Raw genomic sequence first — 16522 nt, 5'->3', positions numbered from 1 at the left:
GCGACGCCCGGCACGGCACTCCCCCAAGCTCTTCGAGCAGGGGGGACCCCCACGCCGCGTTGTCGCATCACCCGAGTACATCCAGTACGCGGGTGATGCTCCGCCTTGCGATGCTCCCCCACTGCCTGAAGGGCGTGGGAGGTACCCCCAGCACCGGGCGCCGCGAGCTTCCCGGCAAACCTTTCCGGTCACAGCACTAGCGACGCGGGTACGCCGCATGCGAACCGATTCCAGATGGCGGGCGCGCGCCCGCGTCAGCTCCCGGCCCGCAGCAGCGCCGCCACGATCGGCCCCGCAGTGTCACCGCCGTGGCCGCCCGACTGGACCACGCCCGCGCCGGCCAGGTCGCCCTTCCAGGCCGTGAACCACCCGTTGGGCTTCTCCTGACCGTCGACCTCAGCCGAGCCGGTCTTCGCACCGAAGTCCGGACCCAGGCCCGCCATCGCCTTGGCGGCCGTACCCGCCGCGGCCGTGTACTGGAGGACCTCCTTCAACTGGGACTGGGCCGACGCCGACATCGTGCGGCTCGCCTTCGCCAGGGAGCGGTTGTCCACCGACGGGGAGACCAGATACGGCTGGCGGAAGACACCGGTCTTCGCCGTCGAGACCACCGAGGCCATGTTCAGCGGGTTCATCCGGACCCCGCCCTGGCCGATCAGGGACGCCGCCATCTGGGCCGCGCTCTGCACCGGGACCGCGCCGTCGAAGGTCGGGACGCCGGTCGCCCAGTTGTTCATGCCCAGGCCGTAGACCTGCTGGGCGACCTTGGTGAGGTCGTCGTCGTGGAGCTTCTTCGCCTGGCTGATGAAGGCCGTGTTGCAGGATGCCGCGAAGCTCGCCTTGAACGTGCCCTTCTTGATCTCGAACTTCTTGTCGTTCTGGAACTTCCAGCCGCCGTACGTGGAGTACTTGGGGCACGGGTGCGTCTTGTCCGCCGACGCCAGATGCTTCTCGAACAGCAACGTCGACGACACGATCTTCATCGTCGACCCGGGGGCGAGGGATCCCTGGAACGCCACGTTGAAGCCGTGGCCCGAGTTCGCCACCGCCAGGATCTCGCCCGTCGACGGGCGCATGATGACCACGGACGCCTTGTCCTTCTTGGCCACCTGCTGCTCCGCCTTCGCCTGGAGACTCGGGCTCAGCGTCGTCTTCAGCGTGCCCGGCGTGCCCGCGCTCAGCGTGACCAGTGTCTTGTCGGGGGTCTTCTGCGTGCCCTTCGCCGGCGCCTTGCGTACGACCCGCAGCTCCACGCCCGCCTTGCCGCCGGCCGTCTTGCCGTACTTCTCGCGCAGGCCGTCCAGCACCGTGCCCAGGGACGGGTACGCGGCCGTGGTGAGTTCGCCGCCGGCCCGGTCCAGGGCCTTGATCGGGGGCGCGCCCGCCTCACCCGTCACCAGCCGGTCGCCGTCGGTCAGATCGGGATGCACCACCGACGGCTGCCAACCCACCAGCGGCACACCATCCTTGACCCGGCGCACCACCGTCAGCTTCGACTCGTACGTCAGCGGCTTGCTCTTGCCCTGGTACGACACCGTCGCCTTGACGGAGAACGGGACCGACGCCCCGGACGGCGTCCCACGGGTCAGGGTGACGCCCGTGATGTGGGCGTCCTTGCCGTAACCCGTCAGGGCCCGGGTCGCGGCCGCCGAATCGTCCGTCGCGGCCGCCGCCTTCGCGACATCGCCCCGCTGCCAGGCCGTCAGGAACGCCGTGGCCGTCGTCCGGACCTCGGAGGCCGACGGCGGGCCCGTCTTCACGGGCTTGTGGTCGGCTGTGGCCGTCGTACGGTCCTCGGCGGCCGCGCCGCCCATCAAGCTGTAGCCGGCGACCGCCCCACCCACGCCGACGGCGGCTATCAGCCCTCCGATCACCAGCGGCCGGCTCGTCCTCTGCTCGGTGACGCGCCTTCTCTTGCCCACAGCTTTCGAACCTCCACAGTCCCCAGGCCCCCCGGCGCCTCACACTCCTCAACGAGAACAACCACCCTAGAGTCCCGGGGTGACACGAGTGACGTCAGCCGCCGGTTCGTAGCACAGCTGCGACGATAGGACCGGCCGCGTCGCCGCCGTGCCCGCCCTCCTGGGTCATGGCCGCCGCCGCGATGTCGCCCCGGTAGCCGGTGAACCAACTGTTGGACTTCGTCTGGCCGTCGACCTCCGCGGACCCGGTCTTCGCGCCGATGTCCCCGCCGAGCCCTGCCATCGCCGGCCTGGCGGTGCCCTGGGTCGCCGTCAGCCGCATCATCGCTTTGAGCTGCGCGACCGTGCCCGGCGCCAGGCCCCTGGCGGTGGCCAGTTGACGGTTGTCGAGTTTCGGCGAGACCAGGTAGGGCTGCCGGAAGGTGCCCGTGATCGCGGTCGCCGTGACCGACGCCATGTTCAGCGGGTTCATCTGGACCTGGCCCTGACCGATGGCGTTGGCCGCCCGGTCCGGGCCGCCGGAGGCGGGGACGCTGCCGTCGAAGGAGACGATGCCCGTCTTCCAGTCGTCCCGTCCGAGACCGAACCGTTCCTGGGCCTCGGCCGTCAACGACCCGTCCGTGAGCGTCTTTTCGTCGATCAGTTGCACGAACGCCGTGTTGCACGAGCGCATGAAGCTGTTCGCGAGGGTGGCGTTCTCATCGGGGGGCATGTTCTTGAGGTTGTGGAAGGTCTGGCTCTGCCATACCGCCGTGTCCTTGCAGGGCGCCGGGCCGTTCATCGTGGTGACGCCGTTGTCGATGAGCATCGCCGACGTGATGATCTTCATCGTGGAGCCGGGTGCCAGCCGCCCCTCGAAGGCCGCGTTGAACTCGTCCTTGCGGTGGTTGGCGACCGCGAGCACCTCACCGGTGCTCGGCTTCACGGCCACCACCGACGACTCCGCATAGTTGGCCACTGCCCGCTCGGCCGCCGCCTGCGCACCGGCGCTGAGCGTCGTGTGCAGCGTTCCCGGGCTGCCCTTGGCGAGGGTCATCAGCGTCTTGCCGGAAGCGTTCCCGTCGGCGTGCACGACGGACAGTTCGACGCCCGGCCTGCCGCCGGCCGCGTCGCCGTACTTCGCGCGCAGCGAGTCCAGGATCGGGCCGAGGGAGGGGTACTTCTTGCCTGTCAGCACCACGCCGTTGCGGTCCACCGCCTCGATGGGCGGGACCTTGGCCTCACCGGTGACGAGCGTGTCCCCCCTCTCCAGGCCGGGATGGACGATGGACGGCTGCCAGTCGACCAGCGCGCGGCCCGTGCTCACCCCGCGCACGACGGTCAGCGCGCTGTCGTACGTGAGGGGCTTGGACTTCCCTCCGTACGACACCGTCGCCTTCACCGAGAACGGCACCGAGTTCCCGCTCCGCGCACACTGCGTGATGTGCACCGCGCCGATGTGCGCGTCGGCGCCGTACGCGGTCAGCAGCCGCTCCGCGTCCTCGGAGTTGTTCGTGTGCGAGCCCGCGGTGGCCGCGTCACCCTTCGCCCAGGCGGCGAGGAACTTCGTACTCGCCTCCTTGACCTCGTCCGCGGACGGCGGCCCGGTCCTCACGGGGGCGGGCCCCTCGACGCTGCTCTTGGGACTGTCGTTGAGCGCGTTCAGGAAGTTGTACACTCCGTACCCCGCACCACCCACCATCACCGCGAACACCCCACCGACTACGGCGGCCTTGGCCCCTGTGCGCACGACGTCCCCTCCCCGTAGAGGCCTCGCACTGTAGGGGCCCGAGGGGAACTGGTGAAGGCTGTGATCGTTTGTTGTCCGAAGAGTGATCTAAGGTCCTGTCCGTGAATGGGGCCCATCTCGGGGCTGAGGTGTCCGCACGGCAAGGAAAGCGGCCGATGCCCAGTGGCGCCCGGGTCAGCCCGACTTCGGCGGCTTCTGGGTGTCGAAGGCGAAGAGAGTGTTCTTGGCCGCGGCCACGATCACCGCACGCCCCGCAACGGTCACGCGTGGGCTTGCGCCCTGCTCGCCCGTCAAACCATCGGCCTGCGGGTCCGTTGTCCACAGGGGTTTGCCGTCGTACGGCGACAGCGCGACCACCCGGCCGGTGGCCGAGCTGAAGTACAGCGCGCCGGCTCCCGCGACGGGACCCGAGGCGCCCTCCACGGCAGTCTGCCGTGACCACTTCTTCCGGCCGGTCGCGGGGTCGAGCGCTGTGACGAGACCGGTCTGCCCGCTCACGTAGACGGTGCCGTCCGCCATGCCGGGCGTCCCCGCGTATGTCTTGGCCAGTCGGGAGTACGTGACCTTCCGCGAGGCGGGGTCGACCCGCGCCACCCCGTCGTAGCCGGCCAGTGCCACTCCTTCCATGTGTGCCTGAAGGAGTACGAGCTTGCCGTTGGTGACGCCCATCGGCACGGCGGGGCCGTTGACCGCGATGGGCCCGCCCAGCGTCCCCGAGGCACGGTCGACCGTGTACAGGGTGGGGTGGCGCACCTCTGAGGCATCCACCTCCGCATCCGTCGCGCACATCGCGAGGAGTTGTGGGCCCACCGGGACGGGAGCGCACTGGGTACCTGTGGGGAACGACGTCGTCCAGGTGACCTCACCGCTGTGCGCGTCCCGGGCCTCGAAGCGGGCGTTGGACGCGTCGACCGTCACGACGGTGGAGCCGACCACAACGGCGTCCTGGGTCCGACCCGTGACGGCCGTCGACCGGGCGCCGGACGGCACGGACCACAGCTCGCGGCCGTTGTCGGCGTCGATGGCCACCACCTCGCTGGATGGGTCCTGCGGGGCGTCCTCGGCGGCGAAGCGGTAACCGAGCACTGTGTCGTCGGTGGCGCCCACCAGGTGCATGCCCTGGACAGGGACGCCCGGGCTCTTCACCGTCCACACCCGCGAGCCGTCCACGGCCCTGATACGGGTCGCGACAACACCGCCGCCCCCGCAGAACAGCGCGTCGCCGCGCGCGACGCAACGCAACTCGTCGGGGATGTCCTCGCGACCGCCCTGAACGGTCTTGCGCCACGGTTCGAAACCGTCCGGAAGTGTGGCACCCGGCGCCGCAACGCGGTGGCCCTTGTCGCCGCCGCTGTTCCCCCCGGAGCTGCCCGCTTTCAGGGCGGCGACTCCTCCGCCGATCGCCACCACCGCGACCGCGGCCGCGAACACAGGACGCCATCGGCGACGCAGACGGCGGCCGGTGGGGGTGCCAGTGCTCCCTGTACCGGGACCGGCCGGGGCGGTGGTCGGGGCAGTCGGCGCCGGGGTGGCCCGCATCGCGAAGTGATGCTGGGTATTCACGTCACGGGTGCAGCCCGCACCGGCCCCGTTCGCGTCGGTCCCACCGAGGTCGGCCGGCAGGTCCCGCAGCAGCACGAGGAGTTCGTCCGCAGAGGGGCGCCGCTCGGGCTCCTTGTCCAGGCACGACTTGACGACCGCGCGCAAAGCCACCGGCACGGCGCCCAGCGACGGCTCCTCATGCACCACCTGATAAGCCGTCATGTACGGGCTGTCCGCGTCGAAGGGCCCGCGGCCCGTCGCCGAGTACACCAGCAGCGTCGCCAGCGAGAAGACGTCGGACCGCGGCCCCACACCACGCGGCGCCTGCAACTGCTCCGGGGACATGAAGGGCGGCGTACCGATGACCCGCCCTGTCATCGTCAGCGTCTGGTTGTCCACGGCGCGCGAAATGCCGAAGTCGATGACGCGCGGTCCCTCGGGCGAGAGCACGACGTTCGAGGGCTTCAGGTCACGGTGGACGACCCCCACCCGGTGGATGTCGCGCAGCGCCTCCGCCAGTCCGATGGCGAGCCGCCTCAGCTCCGCTCCGTTCAGCGGGCCCTTCGTGGCGATGTGCTGGGCGAGCGTGTACCCCTCGATATAGGTCGTCGCCATCCATGGCTGCTCGGCCTCGGGGTCAGCGTCGACCACGGCGGCGGTGAACGCGCCGCTCACCCGCCTCGCCGCCGCCACCTCCTGCCGGAAACGGATGCGGAACTCGTCGTCCCCCGCGAACTGCTGGTGGATCAGTTTGATCGCGACAGGTCGCCCCGAACTCGTACGGGCCAGAAAGACCGTGCCCATGCCACCCGAGCCGAGCCGCGCCTCGAGCGGATAGCCGCCGATCTCGGCTGGATCACCTCCACGCAGCGACACTTCTCCCGACCTCCCTTCCCCCGTGCACCTCTGCCGCCACGGGCGTGCCTACCTGTAGTTCACACAAACTAGCCGCAGGTCGGGAAGGCAGAGCAAAACGGGTGACGAACAGGGGGCCCAGGCTGCCCCCGTGGTGTGCCTGCCCGGCTAGACCCAGGTATCCAGCCACATCCGCGCCCGCCACGACTCGATCGGGATCGCCCGGCCCGTGTAGATCGGCCAGAAGTAGATGAAGTTCCAGGCGATCAGCAGGACCAGGACGCCCGCGCCCGCCGCTCCCACGACCCGGCGGCGTTCGTTCGAGCCGGGCGGGCCGAGGATGCCGCCGATCATCATCGCCACCGCCAGGCACAGGAACGGGACGAAGACGACCGCGTAGAAGTAGAAGATCGTGCGCTCCTGGTACATGAACCAGGGCAGATAGCCGGCCGCGACGCCACAGGCGATCGCCCCCGCCCGCCAGTCGCGGCGGAACGCCCAGCGCCACAGCACGTAAAGGATCGCCAAGCAGGCCGCCCACCACAGCAGCGGCGTGCCGAGCGCCAGCACCTCACGGGCGCACTTGCCGCCCGCGTCCGCGGGGCAGCCGGCCTGGCCGGGGGACGGGGACTCGTAGAAGTACGAGACGGGGCGGCCCGCCACGAGCCAGCTCCACGGGTTCGACTGGTACGTGTGCGGGGACGACAGGCCCACGTGGAACTGGTAGACCTCGTGCTCGTAGTGCCACAGGCTGCGCAGCCAGTCGGGCAGGAAGGACCAGAAGCCGCCCTTGCCGTCGGTGGCCGCCCAGTTGCGGTAGTAGCCGCCGGAGCCGTTGGCGGGAGAGAGGATCCAGCCGGTCCAGGAGGCGAGGTAGACGACCAGTGCGACCGGGACCGTCGCGAGGAACGCAAGCCCCGTGTCCCGCTTGAGGACCGTCAGGTAGGGGTGGTGGGCGCCCGCGACCCGGCGCGCGCCCACGTCCCACAGGACCGTCATCACACAGAAGGCGGCCAGGACGTAGAGGCCGTTCCACTTGGTGCCGATGGCGAGGCCGAGCATCAGGCCCGCCAGCCAGCGCCAGGGCCGCCATCCGAGGCGCGTCGCCTCCGCGGTGTGCGCGTCGGGGCGTACCCGGCCGTCCGCGTCCACCGGGAGCGCCGCCGCCAGCCTGGCGCGTGCCCGGTCCCGGTCGACGAGCAGACAGCCGAAGGCCGCGAGCACGAAGAACTCCAGCACGCCGTCGAGCAGTGAGGTGCGGCTCATCACGAACTGCAGCCCGTCCACCGCCAGCAGCGCACCGGCCAGACAGCCCAGGAACGTCGAGCGGAACAGCCGGCGGCCGATACGGCACAGCAGCAGCACCGACAGCGTGCCCAGCAGCGCCGTCATGAAGCGCCAGCCGAACGGGTTGAACCCGAAGATCAGCTCACCCAGCCCGATGACGTACTTGCCGACCGGCGGGTGCACCACGTACGCGGCGTCCGTCGGGATCGCCACATGGCCGTGGTGCTGGAGGATCAGGTCGTTGGCTTCCTTCGCCCAGTTCGACTCGTACCCGTTGTGGACGAGTGCCCAGGCGTCCTTGGCGTAGTACGTCTCGTCGAATATCACCGCTTTGGGGCTGCCCAGGTTCCAGAACCGCATCAGCCCGGCCATCAGCGTCACGAGCAGCGGTCCGCCCCACGCCGACCAGCGCGTGAGGCGGTCGGCGACCTCCCGGCGCAGCCCGATCGCCGCCCAAAGGCGTGGGCTGGGTTCGCTGAACGGTGGCACCAGCCGGTCGCGGACGTCGATCGCCGGGCGCGCCGTATAGCCGAAATGGCGCAGCCGCTGCTGCCACGACGGCCGCTGGTCTTCGGTGGCCTGGCCCTGCCGGGTGTCCGTGGAGGACGCGGTACTGGTCACCGCGCCATCGTAGGGAACCCGACTGAGTGAGTCCCGCGGACGGCGCCTGCGAGGATGGAAACGTGACAGTGACACCCGCCACCACGACCGCAACCCCGACCGGGGCCATGCCTGGAATCCTGGTTCTCGCCGGCACCCCCATCGGGGACATCGAGGACGCGCCGCCGAGGCTCGCGCAGGAGCTGGCCACCGCCGACGTGATCGCCGCCGAGGACACACGCAGGCTGCGCCGGCTCACCCAGGCGCTGGGCGTGCAGCCCACCGGGCGTGTCGTGTCGTACTTCGAGGGCAACGAGTCCGCCCGGACGCCGGAGCTGGTCGAAGCCCTGATGGGCGGGGCGCGCGTGCTGCTCGTGACCGACGCGGGGATGCCCTCCGTGTCCGATCCCGGGTACCGGCTGGTCGCCGCCGCCGTGGAGGAGAACATCCGGGTCACCGCCGTGCCCGGTCCGTCCGCCGTGCTCACCGCGGTCGCCCTGTCCGGGCTGCCCGTCGACCGGTTCTGCTTCGAGGGGTTCCTGCCGCGCAAGGCGGGCGAGCGGCTGTCCCGGCTGCGTGAGGTGGCCGAGGACCGGCGCACGCTCGTCTACTTCGAGGCCCCGCACCGGCTTCAGGCCACCCTCGCCGCCATGGCCGAGGCGTTCGGCGTCGAGCGCAGGGCCGCCGTCTGCCGTGAACTGACCAAGACGTACGAGGAGGTCAGGCGCGGTCCGCTGGGCGAGCTGGTGCTGTGGGCCGCCGAGGGCGTACGGGGCGAGATCACCGTCGTCGTGGAGGGCGCCGGTGAGAAGGCCGCCGAGGAACTGGACGCTGCCGAACTGGTGCGCCGGGTGCGGGTGAGGGAAGAGGCGGGCGAGCGCCGTAAGGAAGCGATCGCGGCGGTCGCCGCGGAGGCCGGGATTCCCAAACGCGACGTGTTCGACGCGGTCGTGGCGGCGAAGAACGCGGCCCGTTGACGCTCATGCACTAGCAAAGGAGTGACGCGAAAAGCAAAGCTCAGGGCGCACTCTGGAAGCCTTCTGACAAGAGCTGACCAAAATGACTCCAACAGTCGACAGGTCTGATGCGTTCGCGACCGCGGAAGCGTCCACTGGTTGAAGGGACGTTTCCGTCCCTGGGAACCCCGCTTCGCCGGGGTTCTTGTCCAGCGGAACCAAGGAGCTGGCATGACCGAGATCGCAGGGCAGACCGACCGAGGTACGGCGACCGCTGTCGTCCAGGAGTCCTATTCCTTCGCCTGCATGCGATGCGGGCACGGCTGGGAGCAGTCGTACGACATCGAGCACCATCTCGACGGGGACGGCAACGAGTTCGTGATGTACGTGGCGGCCGGACGCGTCGTCCCGTCGCCGCTGAGCCGCCCCACCTGCCTGAACTGCGACAGTCATGTGGTGCGCATCATGCGCCCCGGCCAGGTGTCCTCCGCCCAGAGCCGTCTGCGGGGGGAGCACCAGGAGCACCACTGGCATCTGTCGCACCTGCTCCACCCCTTCCACCACCGCAAAGCGGGGTGAAGGGCGGCCGGCCGTTCGAACGGAGATGCGTGGGATCGGCCTTTCGTAGGATCGGGGCATGTCTTCCCAAGCGTCCGACAAAAACGCGCCGCCGCCGCTTCCCGAGCCCCTCGGCGTGCCCGTCGCCGACTCGCACACCCACCTCGACATGCAGTCCTCCACCGTCGAGGAGGCCCTCACCAAGGCAGCGTCGGTCGGCGTGACGACGGTCGTACAGGTCGGCTGTGACGTGCGCGGCTCGGGCTGGGCCGCCGAGACCGCCGCCGCGTACGAGGCCGTGCACGCGGCGGTGGCACTGCACCCGAACGAGGCGCCGCGCATCGTGCACGGAGATCCTGGGGGAGGCTGGTCGCGGCAGGGCGCGCGCGAGCCGGGCGGCGACGCGGCGCTCGAGACGGCACTGGCCGAGATCGACCGCCTCGCCGCCCTGCCCCACGTCAAGGGCGTCGGCGAGACCGGTCTCGACTACTTCCGCACCGGGCCCGAGGGCAAGGCCGCACAGGAGCGGTCCTTCCGCGCACACATCGAGATCGCCAAGCGGCACGGCAAGACCCTGGTCATCCACGACCGTGACGCCCACGCCGACGTGCTGCGCGTCCTCAAGGAGGAGGGCGCGCCGGAGCGGACCGTCTTCCACTGCTACTCGGGCGACGCGGCGATGGCCGAGGTGTGCGCACGCGCCGGGTACTTCATGTCGTTCGCCGGCAACGTGACGTTCAAGAACGCCCAGCCGCTGCGCGACGCGCTCGCGGTGGCCCCCCTCGAACTGGTCCTCGTGGAGACCGACGCACCGTTCCTGACGCCGGCGCCTTACCGCGGACGGCCCAACGCGCCGTACCTCGTTCCGGTCACGGTTCGCGCCATGGCCGCGGTGAGGGGGATCGGGGAGGACGCCTTGGCGGCGGCCATCGAGGAGAACACGGCACGCGCCTTCGACTACTAATTTCGGCTCCTCATACTGACCGATAAGCACTCGCGGACGCTCCCTGCACCTCGCTCGCGAGACCGCGGACCGTGTCGCCACACCGAGTCACCGCGTTGCTTTGGAGAGTGACGGCCAGCCGTTAGGTTCTGGTCTCCCCGTTTCGGACCCCTCTCTGGAGCGTGTCGTCGTGAACGATCGGCATAACTTGCTGTATGGGACCTACGGCCCGATTCCGCCGTACGAGGACCGCGAGCCGTATGGCCAGGCGTCCTCGGACACCTACCGGCCGGCCTACGAGACGCGGGTGCGCGCGGCGCGTGCCGCGGAGGCCGGAGCACCACCGCCGTCCCGGCCCGCGAACGCCACCCCGCGCACCACAGGACGCGCCCAGGCCCGGCACGCCGCGCGGCGCGGGAGGGGCGGGGGCGTGTGCCCCGACCCAGTGCGACGTCTGCTTCCACAGGCGCTGGTCGTCGCCTTCCTCGCCGGTGGCACCACCGCGTTCGTCGCCCAGGACAAGGCGGTCGAGCTGACCGTGGACGGCAGGCCGCGCATACTGCACACCTTCGCCGACGATGTGGGCGAGCTGCTCGCCGAGGAGGGCGTGAAGGTGGGGAGGCACGATGTCGTCGCCCCTGGGCGACGGGCGCGGCTCGCCAGCGGCGACGAGGTGGCCGTGCGCTACGGGCGCCCCCTGCGCCTCACCATCGACGGCCGCCCGCGTCAGGTGTGGACCACGGCCACCACGGTGGACGGCGCGCTTCAGCAGCTCGGGATGCGCGCGCAGGGCGCGTACGTCTCGACCTCGCGCTCCCTGCCGATCGGCCGGGAGGGCCTGGCCCTGGACGTGCGCAGCGAGCGCACGGTGACGGTCGTGGCGGACGGGCAGGTACGTACGATCCAGACGAACGCGTCGACCGTCCGCGAGGCCGTCGAGCAGGCCGGGGTCGTCCTGCGCGGACAGGACACGACGTCCGTGGCGGCGGAGAGCTTCCCGCGCGACGGGCAGACGGTGACCGTGCTGCGGGTGTCCGGCTGGAAGGAGATCCGCGAGGAGGCCATCCCCTTCGAGGTGCGACGCAGGGACGATCCGACGCTGCTCAAGGGCACGGAGGTGGTGGCACGCGCCGGGCAACCGGGCACGCGCCGGGTGACGTACGTCCTGCGCTCCGTCAACGGGATCCGGGAAAGACCGACGCACACCGACTCCGAGGTCGTGCTGGAGCCCATGCCCCAGATGGTGCGGGTGGGCACCAAAGCGCGCGCGGCCACCGTGGCGGGCGCGGAGGACCTGAACTGGCGCAAACTCGCGGCCTGCGAGTCCGGTGGCCGGCCGGACGCGGTGGACCGGTCCGGCACCTACGGCGGCCTCTATCAGTTCGACCGCCGCACCTGGCGCAGCATCGGCGGCACGGGCCGCCCTCAGGACGCCTCGGTCCAGGAGCAGACGTACCGGGCGAAGAAGCTGTACGTCCGCCACGGGACCAGCCCCTGGCCGCACTGCGGGCGGCGGCTGCGCGGCTGAGCGGGGACGTGCGGCTCGCGCCCCTTCGCGGCCCCGTACCCTTGGTCCGTGAGCAGCCCCACCCCTGACGCCCTCCTGGGCCCCGCCGACATCCGTGAGCTGGCGGCAGCCCTCGGCGTACGCCCCACCAAGCAGCGCGGCCAGAACTTCGTCATCGACGCCAACACCGTGCGGCGCATCGTGCGTACCGCCGATGTGCGGCCCGACGACACCGTGGTGGAGGTGGGTCCCGGGCTCGGCTCGCTGACGCTGGCGCTGCTGGAGGTCGCCGACCGGGTCACGGCCGTCGAGATCGACGACGTCCTCGCGGCGGCACTGCCCACGACCATCGCCGCCCGCATGCCCGAGCGGGCCGACCGGTTCGCGCTGGTGCACTCCGACGCCCTGCACGTCGCGGAGCTGCCGGGACCCGCTCCCACCGCGCTGGTGGCGAACCTGCCGTACAACGTCGCCGTGCCCGTCCTGCTCCATATGCTCGACACCTTCCCGAGTATCGAACGCACCCTCGTCATGGTGCAGTCGGAGGTCGCCGACCGCCTCGCGGCCACCCCCGGGTCCAAGGTCTACGGCGTGCCGTCCGTCAAGGCGAACTGGTACGCCCAGGTCAAGCGGGCCGGAGCCATCGGCCGCAATGTCTTCTGGCCGGCGCCGAACGTGGACAGCGGGCTGGTGTCGCTGGTCCGCCGGACCGAGCCGGTCAGGACCACGGCCACCAAGCGCGAGGTCTTCGCCGTCATCGACGCGGCCTTCGCCCAGCGACGCAAGACCCTGCGGGCCGCGCTCGCCGGCTGGGCCGGATCGGCGGCGGCGGCCGAGGCGGCGCTCGTCGCCGCCGGTGTCTCGCCGCAGGCGCGCGGTGAATCGCTGACTGTGGAGGAGTTCGCGCGTATCGCGGAAGCCGCGGCACGGCAGAGGACGGCCTCCGCATCCACGACAGAGGAGCCCGGAAACCAGTGAGCGTCACCGTCCGCGTCCCGGCCAAGGTCAATGTCCAGCTCGCGGTGGGCGCCGCCCGTCCCGACGGCTTCCATGACCTCGCCAACGTCTTCCTCGCCGTGGGCCTGTACGACGAGGTCACCGTCACCGAGGCCGACGAACTGCGCGTGACCTGCTCGGGCCCGGACGCCGGCCAGGTCCCCCTGGACCGTACGAACCTGGCCGCCCGTGCCGCCCTCGCGCTCGCCGAACGTCACGGCCGCAGCCCCGCCGTGCACCTTCACATCACCAAGGACATCCCGGTCGCCGGTGGCATGGCGGGCGGCAGTGCGGACGGCGCGGGCGCACTGGTGGCCTGCGACGCGCTGTGGGGCACGAACGCCTCTCGTGAGGAACTCCTCGACATCTGCGCCGAGTTGGGCAGCGATGTCCCGTTCAGCCTGGTGGGCGGGGCGGCTCTGGGTACCGGGCGGGGCGAGAAGCTCACGGCGCTGGAGGTCGGCGGAACCTTCCACTGGGTGTTCGCCACGGCCGGGCGGGGGCTGTCGACCCCCGCGGTGTTCCGGGAGTTCGACCGGCTGACCGAAGGCGTACGGGTACCCGAGCCCGTTGTCTCGCAGGACGTGCTCGACGCGCTGGCGAAGGGCGATGCCGTGGCGCTCGCGGCGGCGGTCTCCAACGACCTCCAGCCGGCCGCGCTGTCGCTGTTCCCGGAACTGGCGCGGACCCTGGCCGAGGGGCGTGCGGCCGGGGCACTGACGGGACTGGTGTCCGGGTCGGGGCCCACGACGGCGTTCCTGGCGCAGGACGCCGAGGCGGCGGAGCGGATCGCGCAGGCACTGGTGGCATCGGGGACGTGCCGATCGGCGCGGGTGGCGGTGTCCCCGGCGCCGGGGGCGACGGTGCTCTGACCGACGGGGCTCAAGGCCTCTCGTCAGAGTTCGTCGATGGCGGTCAGGTCGATGTCGATGTCGTACGGCATGTCCACCTTGAGGTGGTCGTGGTACACCCCGGCGGAGACGTACGCCTTCGTGTGCGGGTCGAGTACGTAGGTGTGCACGGTGGGCCGGGCGTTCCCGCCCAGCCTCTCGACGAGCCAGAAGTGCGGGATGCCGGCCTGGGCGTACTTGCGGGGCTTCGTGTCGTGGTCACGGGCCTCGGAATCGGGTGAGACCACCTCGATCGCCAGCAGCACGTCCGGCGCGGAGTAGTACGTCTGATCGGGCCCCGTGACCGCTTCGGCATGGACGACCGAAATATCGGGCTCGGGACCGTTGCGCGGGTCCAGGACAACGGACATCTCCCGCTTGACCCGCAGTGATCGAGGAAGCGTGCGACGCAGGCCCAGAACCAGCAGGTCGATCACATCGGCGTGGAAGTTCCGCTGCGGACTCACGAAGACCAGACTCCCGTCGATCAACTCTGTGTGCGGGGGGAGATCCGGCAGCGTGAACAGGTCGTCCACGGTGTAGCCGTCCAACGGCGGCATCGGCCAGTGAGACTGCTCGGTGGGCTCGGCGGTCATGGTTTCTCCCATGGACGGGATCCTGGAGCCTGCCTTCCCACCGTAGCCGTCGATCGACGATCACGTCACCACAAAGAGTGACGCCCCCCACACGCCCCGCCCGCTCCCCCGGAGGGCCTACGCTTGAAGGCTGATCGATCCCCCGGGGCAGGAGTGAAATGGCCGTCAACCTGGTCAATGTCGAGAACGTGAGCAAGGTGTACGGCACGCGTGCCCTGCTCGACGGCGTCTCGCTCGGTGTGTCCGAAGGGGACCGCATCGGGGTCGTCGGGCGCAACGGCGACGGCAAGACCACCCTGATCCGGATGCTCGCCAAGCTGGAGGAGGCCGACTCCGGCCGCGTCACCCACTCCGGCGGGCTGCGCCTCGGCGTGCTCACCCAGCACGACTCCCTCGACCCGGCCGCCACCGTCCGGCACGAGGTCATCCGGGACATGGCCGACCACGAGTGGGCGGGCAACGCCAAGATCCGTGACGTGCTCACCGGGCTGTTCGGCGGGCTGGACCTGCCCGGTTTCCCGAAGGGGCTCGACACCGTCATCGGTCCCCTCTCCGGCGGTGAGCGCCGCCGTGTCGCGCTCGCCAAGCTGCTCATCGCCGAGCAGGACATGGTCGTGCTCGACGAGCCCACCAACCACCTCGACGTCGAGGGCATCGCCTGGCTCGCGCAGCATCTGCGCGAGCGCCGCTCCGCGCTCGTGTGCGTCACCCACGACCGGTGGTTCCTCGACCAGGTGTGCACCCGGATGTGGGACGTGCAGCGCGGCACGGTCCACGAGTACGAGGGTGGTTACTCCGACTACGTCTTCGCCCGCGCGGAGCGCGAGCGCATCGCCGCCTCCGAGGAGACCAAGCGGCAGAACCTGGTCAGGAAGGAGCTGGCCTGGCTGCGGCGCGGCGCGCCCGCGCGTACCTCCAAGCCCCGCTTCCGCGTCGAGGCCGCCAACGAACTGATCAAGGACGTGCCGCCGCCCCGGGACAGCAGCGAGCTGATGCGGTTCGCCTCCTCGCGGCTCGGCAAGACCGTCTTCGACCTCGAGAACGTCACCGTCCAGGCCGGGCCCAAGGTGCTCCTGAAGCACGTCACCTGGCATCTCGGCCCCGGTGACCGGATCGGCCTCGTCGGCGTGAACGGCGCCGGCAAGACCTCCCTGCTGCGGGCCATGGCCGACGCCGCACGCAGCGAGGGGGAACAGCAGCCCGTCGGCGGCCGGATCGTCACCGGCAAGACCGTCAAGCTCGCCTATCTGTCGCAGGAGGTCGCCGAACTCGACCCCACCTGGCGCGTCCTCGAGGCCGTGCAGCGGGTGCGTGAACGCGTCGACCTCGGCAAGGGCCGCGAGATGACCGCCGGGCAGCTCTGCGAGACCTTCGGTTTCACCAAGGAGAAGCAGTGGACGCCGGTGGGGGACCTGTCCGGTGGTGAGCGTCGTCGGCTGCAGCTCCTGCGCCTGCTCATGGACGAGCCCAACGTCCTCTTCCTCGACGAGCCCACCAACGACCTCGACATCGAGACCCTCACGCAACTGGAGGACGTCCTCGACGGCTGGCCCGGCTCGATGATCGTGATCTCCCACGACCGGTTCTTCGTCGAGCGGACCACGGACCGGGTGTACGCCCTGCTCGGCGACGCCACGCTGCGGATGCTGCCGCGCGGCATCGATGAGTATCTGGAACGGCGCCACCGGATGGAGGAGGCCGCCGCCGCGGCAGCCGCCCCCGTACCCGTGGCGGACAAGTCGACCGTCTCCGCCGCCGACGCCCGTGCCGCCAAGAAGGAACTCCAGCGGATCGAGCGACAGTTGGACAAGGTCTCCGCGCGAGAGGCCAAACTCCACGAGCAAATCGCCGAGAACGCCACGGACTTCGAAAAGGTGGCCAAGCTGGACGGCGAGCTGCGTGAACTCATCGGCGAGCGCGAGGAATTGGAGCTGCGCTGGCTGGAACTCGCCGACGACGCCTAGATATTCGAGGCGTCCCACACGCGGCCCCGGCGTGAATGGCGCGTGAAGGGGCGTGAAGGGGTGTGAAGGCGAGTAACAACGGCATCACGGGCCGGTTCTCCCTTGGGAACAGGGGCAGGACCGGCCCCTTGTTCGAGGTGGGCACAGTGATAGAAAGGGCCGTCTGAGAAGAACTTG

12 protein-coding genes are annotated in these 16522 nt (G+C 70.5%); 7 read left to right on the top strand and 5 right to left on the bottom strand.

Going from position 1 to position 16522, the window contains the following annotated elements:
• Positions 1 to 254 precede the first annotated feature (254 nt).
• The 4 genes from ACWDEX_RS02325 to ACWDEX_RS02310 all read right to left on the bottom strand — a co-directional run bounded on the left by ACWDEX_RS02325 (position 255) and on the right by ACWDEX_RS02310 (position 7956).
• Entirely contained in the window at positions 255 to 1922 is a 1668-nt protein-coding gene (locus ACWDEX_RS02325; RefSeq protein WP_450461242.1) for a penicillin-binding transpeptidase domain-containing protein, read from the bottom strand.
• 94 nt (positions 1923 to 2016) lie between these two features.
• A complete protein-coding gene (locus ACWDEX_RS02320) occupies positions 2017 to 3651 on the bottom strand; it encodes a penicillin-binding transpeptidase domain-containing protein (protein WP_450461241.1) in 1635 nt (544 codons plus the stop codon).
• A 174-nt stretch (positions 3652 to 3825) separates the two neighbouring features.
• Positions 3826 to 6069 (bottom strand): protein kinase domain-containing protein, encoded by a 2244-nt coding sequence (locus tag ACWDEX_RS02315; RefSeq protein WP_450461240.1) that lies wholly within the window; start codon positions 6067 to 6069, stop codon positions 3826 to 3828.
• A gap of 147 nt (positions 6070 to 6216) precedes the next feature.
• Positions 6217 to 7956, bottom strand: coding sequence for a dolichyl-phosphate-mannose--protein mannosyltransferase (locus tag ACWDEX_RS02310; RefSeq protein WP_450461239.1), 1740 nt, complete (start codon positions 7954 to 7956; stop codon positions 6217 to 6219).
• 107 nt (positions 7957 to 8063) lie between these two features.
• Here ACWDEX_RS02310 and rsmI point away from each other — a divergent pair, with 107 nt between their 5' ends.
• From rsmI to ACWDEX_RS02280, 6 genes are all read left to right on the top strand, one after another.
• The gene (gene rsmI, locus ACWDEX_RS02305; RefSeq protein ID WP_450461364.1) at positions 8064 to 8912 is read left to right on the top strand and encodes a 16S rRNA (cytidine(1402)-2'-O)-methyltransferase; all 849 of its coding nucleotides are present in this window, start codon (positions 8064 to 8066) and stop codon (positions 8910 to 8912) included.
• A 210-nt stretch (positions 8913 to 9122) separates the two neighbouring features.
• Positions 9123 to 9470, top strand: a complete 348-nt coding sequence (locus tag ACWDEX_RS02300) for a hypothetical protein (protein ID WP_450461238.1) — start codon at positions 9123 to 9125, stop codon at positions 9468 to 9470.
• 58 nt (positions 9471 to 9528) lie between these two features.
• A complete protein-coding gene (locus ACWDEX_RS02295) occupies positions 9529 to 10413 on the top strand; it encodes a TatD family hydrolase (protein ID WP_450461237.1) in 885 nt (294 codons plus the stop codon).
• A gap of 169 nt (positions 10414 to 10582) precedes the next feature.
• Positions 10583 to 11920 (top strand): ubiquitin-like domain-containing protein, encoded by a 1338-nt coding sequence (locus ACWDEX_RS02290; RefSeq protein WP_450461235.1) that lies wholly within the window; start codon positions 10583 to 10585, stop codon positions 11918 to 11920.
• A 48-nt stretch (positions 11921 to 11968) separates the two neighbouring features.
• Entirely contained in the window at positions 11969 to 12877 is a 909-nt protein-coding gene (gene rsmA / locus ACWDEX_RS02285) for a 16S rRNA (adenine(1518)-N(6)/adenine(1519)-N(6))-dimethyltransferase RsmA (RefSeq protein WP_450461234.1), read from the top strand.
• Positions 12874 to 13767: a 4-(cytidine 5'-diphospho)-2-C-methyl-D-erythritol kinase gene (locus ACWDEX_RS02280; RefSeq protein ID WP_450461233.1), complete on the top strand. Its 894-nt coding sequence runs from the start codon at positions 12874 to 12876 to the stop codon at positions 13765 to 13767. Before rsmA ends, ACWDEX_RS02280 begins: the two co-directional genes overlap by 4 nt.
• 23 nt (positions 13768 to 13790) lie before the next feature.
• Here the strand turns inward: ACWDEX_RS02280 and ACWDEX_RS02275 are convergent, their stop codons facing one another.
• Positions 13791 to 14381 carry a Uma2 family endonuclease gene (locus tag ACWDEX_RS02275; RefSeq protein ID WP_450461363.1) on the bottom strand — a complete coding sequence of 197 codons (591 nt, stop codon included), beginning with the start codon at positions 14379 to 14381 and terminating at the stop codon, positions 13791 to 13793.
• 158 nt (positions 14382 to 14539) lie between these two features.
• Between ACWDEX_RS02275 and ACWDEX_RS02270 the strand changes: the two genes are divergently transcribed.
• Positions 14540 to 16345, top strand: coding sequence for an ABC-F family ATP-binding cassette domain-containing protein (locus tag ACWDEX_RS02270; RefSeq protein WP_450461232.1), 1806 nt, complete (start codon positions 14540 to 14542; stop codon positions 16343 to 16345).
• The last annotated feature ends 177 nt before the right edge of the window (positions 16346 to 16522 follow it).

It is taken from the genome of Streptomyces sp. NPDC001020, from assembly GCF_053599115.1.
This window is presented reverse-complemented; position numbering and strand designations above follow the sequence as displayed.

What these genes read in the sequence shown, in the direction of transcription:
- ACWDEX_RS02300 (WP_450461238.1), top strand. Translation starts at nt 9,123, where the DNA reads ATGACCGAGATCGCAGGGCAGACCGACCGAGGTACGGCGACCGCTGTC.
- ACWDEX_RS02275 (WP_450461363.1), bottom strand. Translation starts at nt 14,381, where the DNA reads ATGACCGCCGAGCCCACCGAGCAGTCTCACTGGCCGATGCCGCCGTTG.
- ACWDEX_RS02270 (WP_450461232.1), top strand. Translation starts at nt 14,540, where the DNA reads ATGGCCGTCAACCTGGTCAATGTCGAGAACGTGAGCAAGGTGTACGGC.
- rsmI (WP_450461364.1), top strand. Translation starts at nt 8,064, where the DNA reads ATGCCTGGAATCCTGGTTCTCGCCGGCACCCCCATCGGGGACATCGAG.
- ACWDEX_RS02295 (WP_450461237.1), top strand. Translation starts at nt 9,529, where the DNA reads ATGTCTTCCCAAGCGTCCGACAAAAACGCGCCGCCGCCGCTTCCCGAG.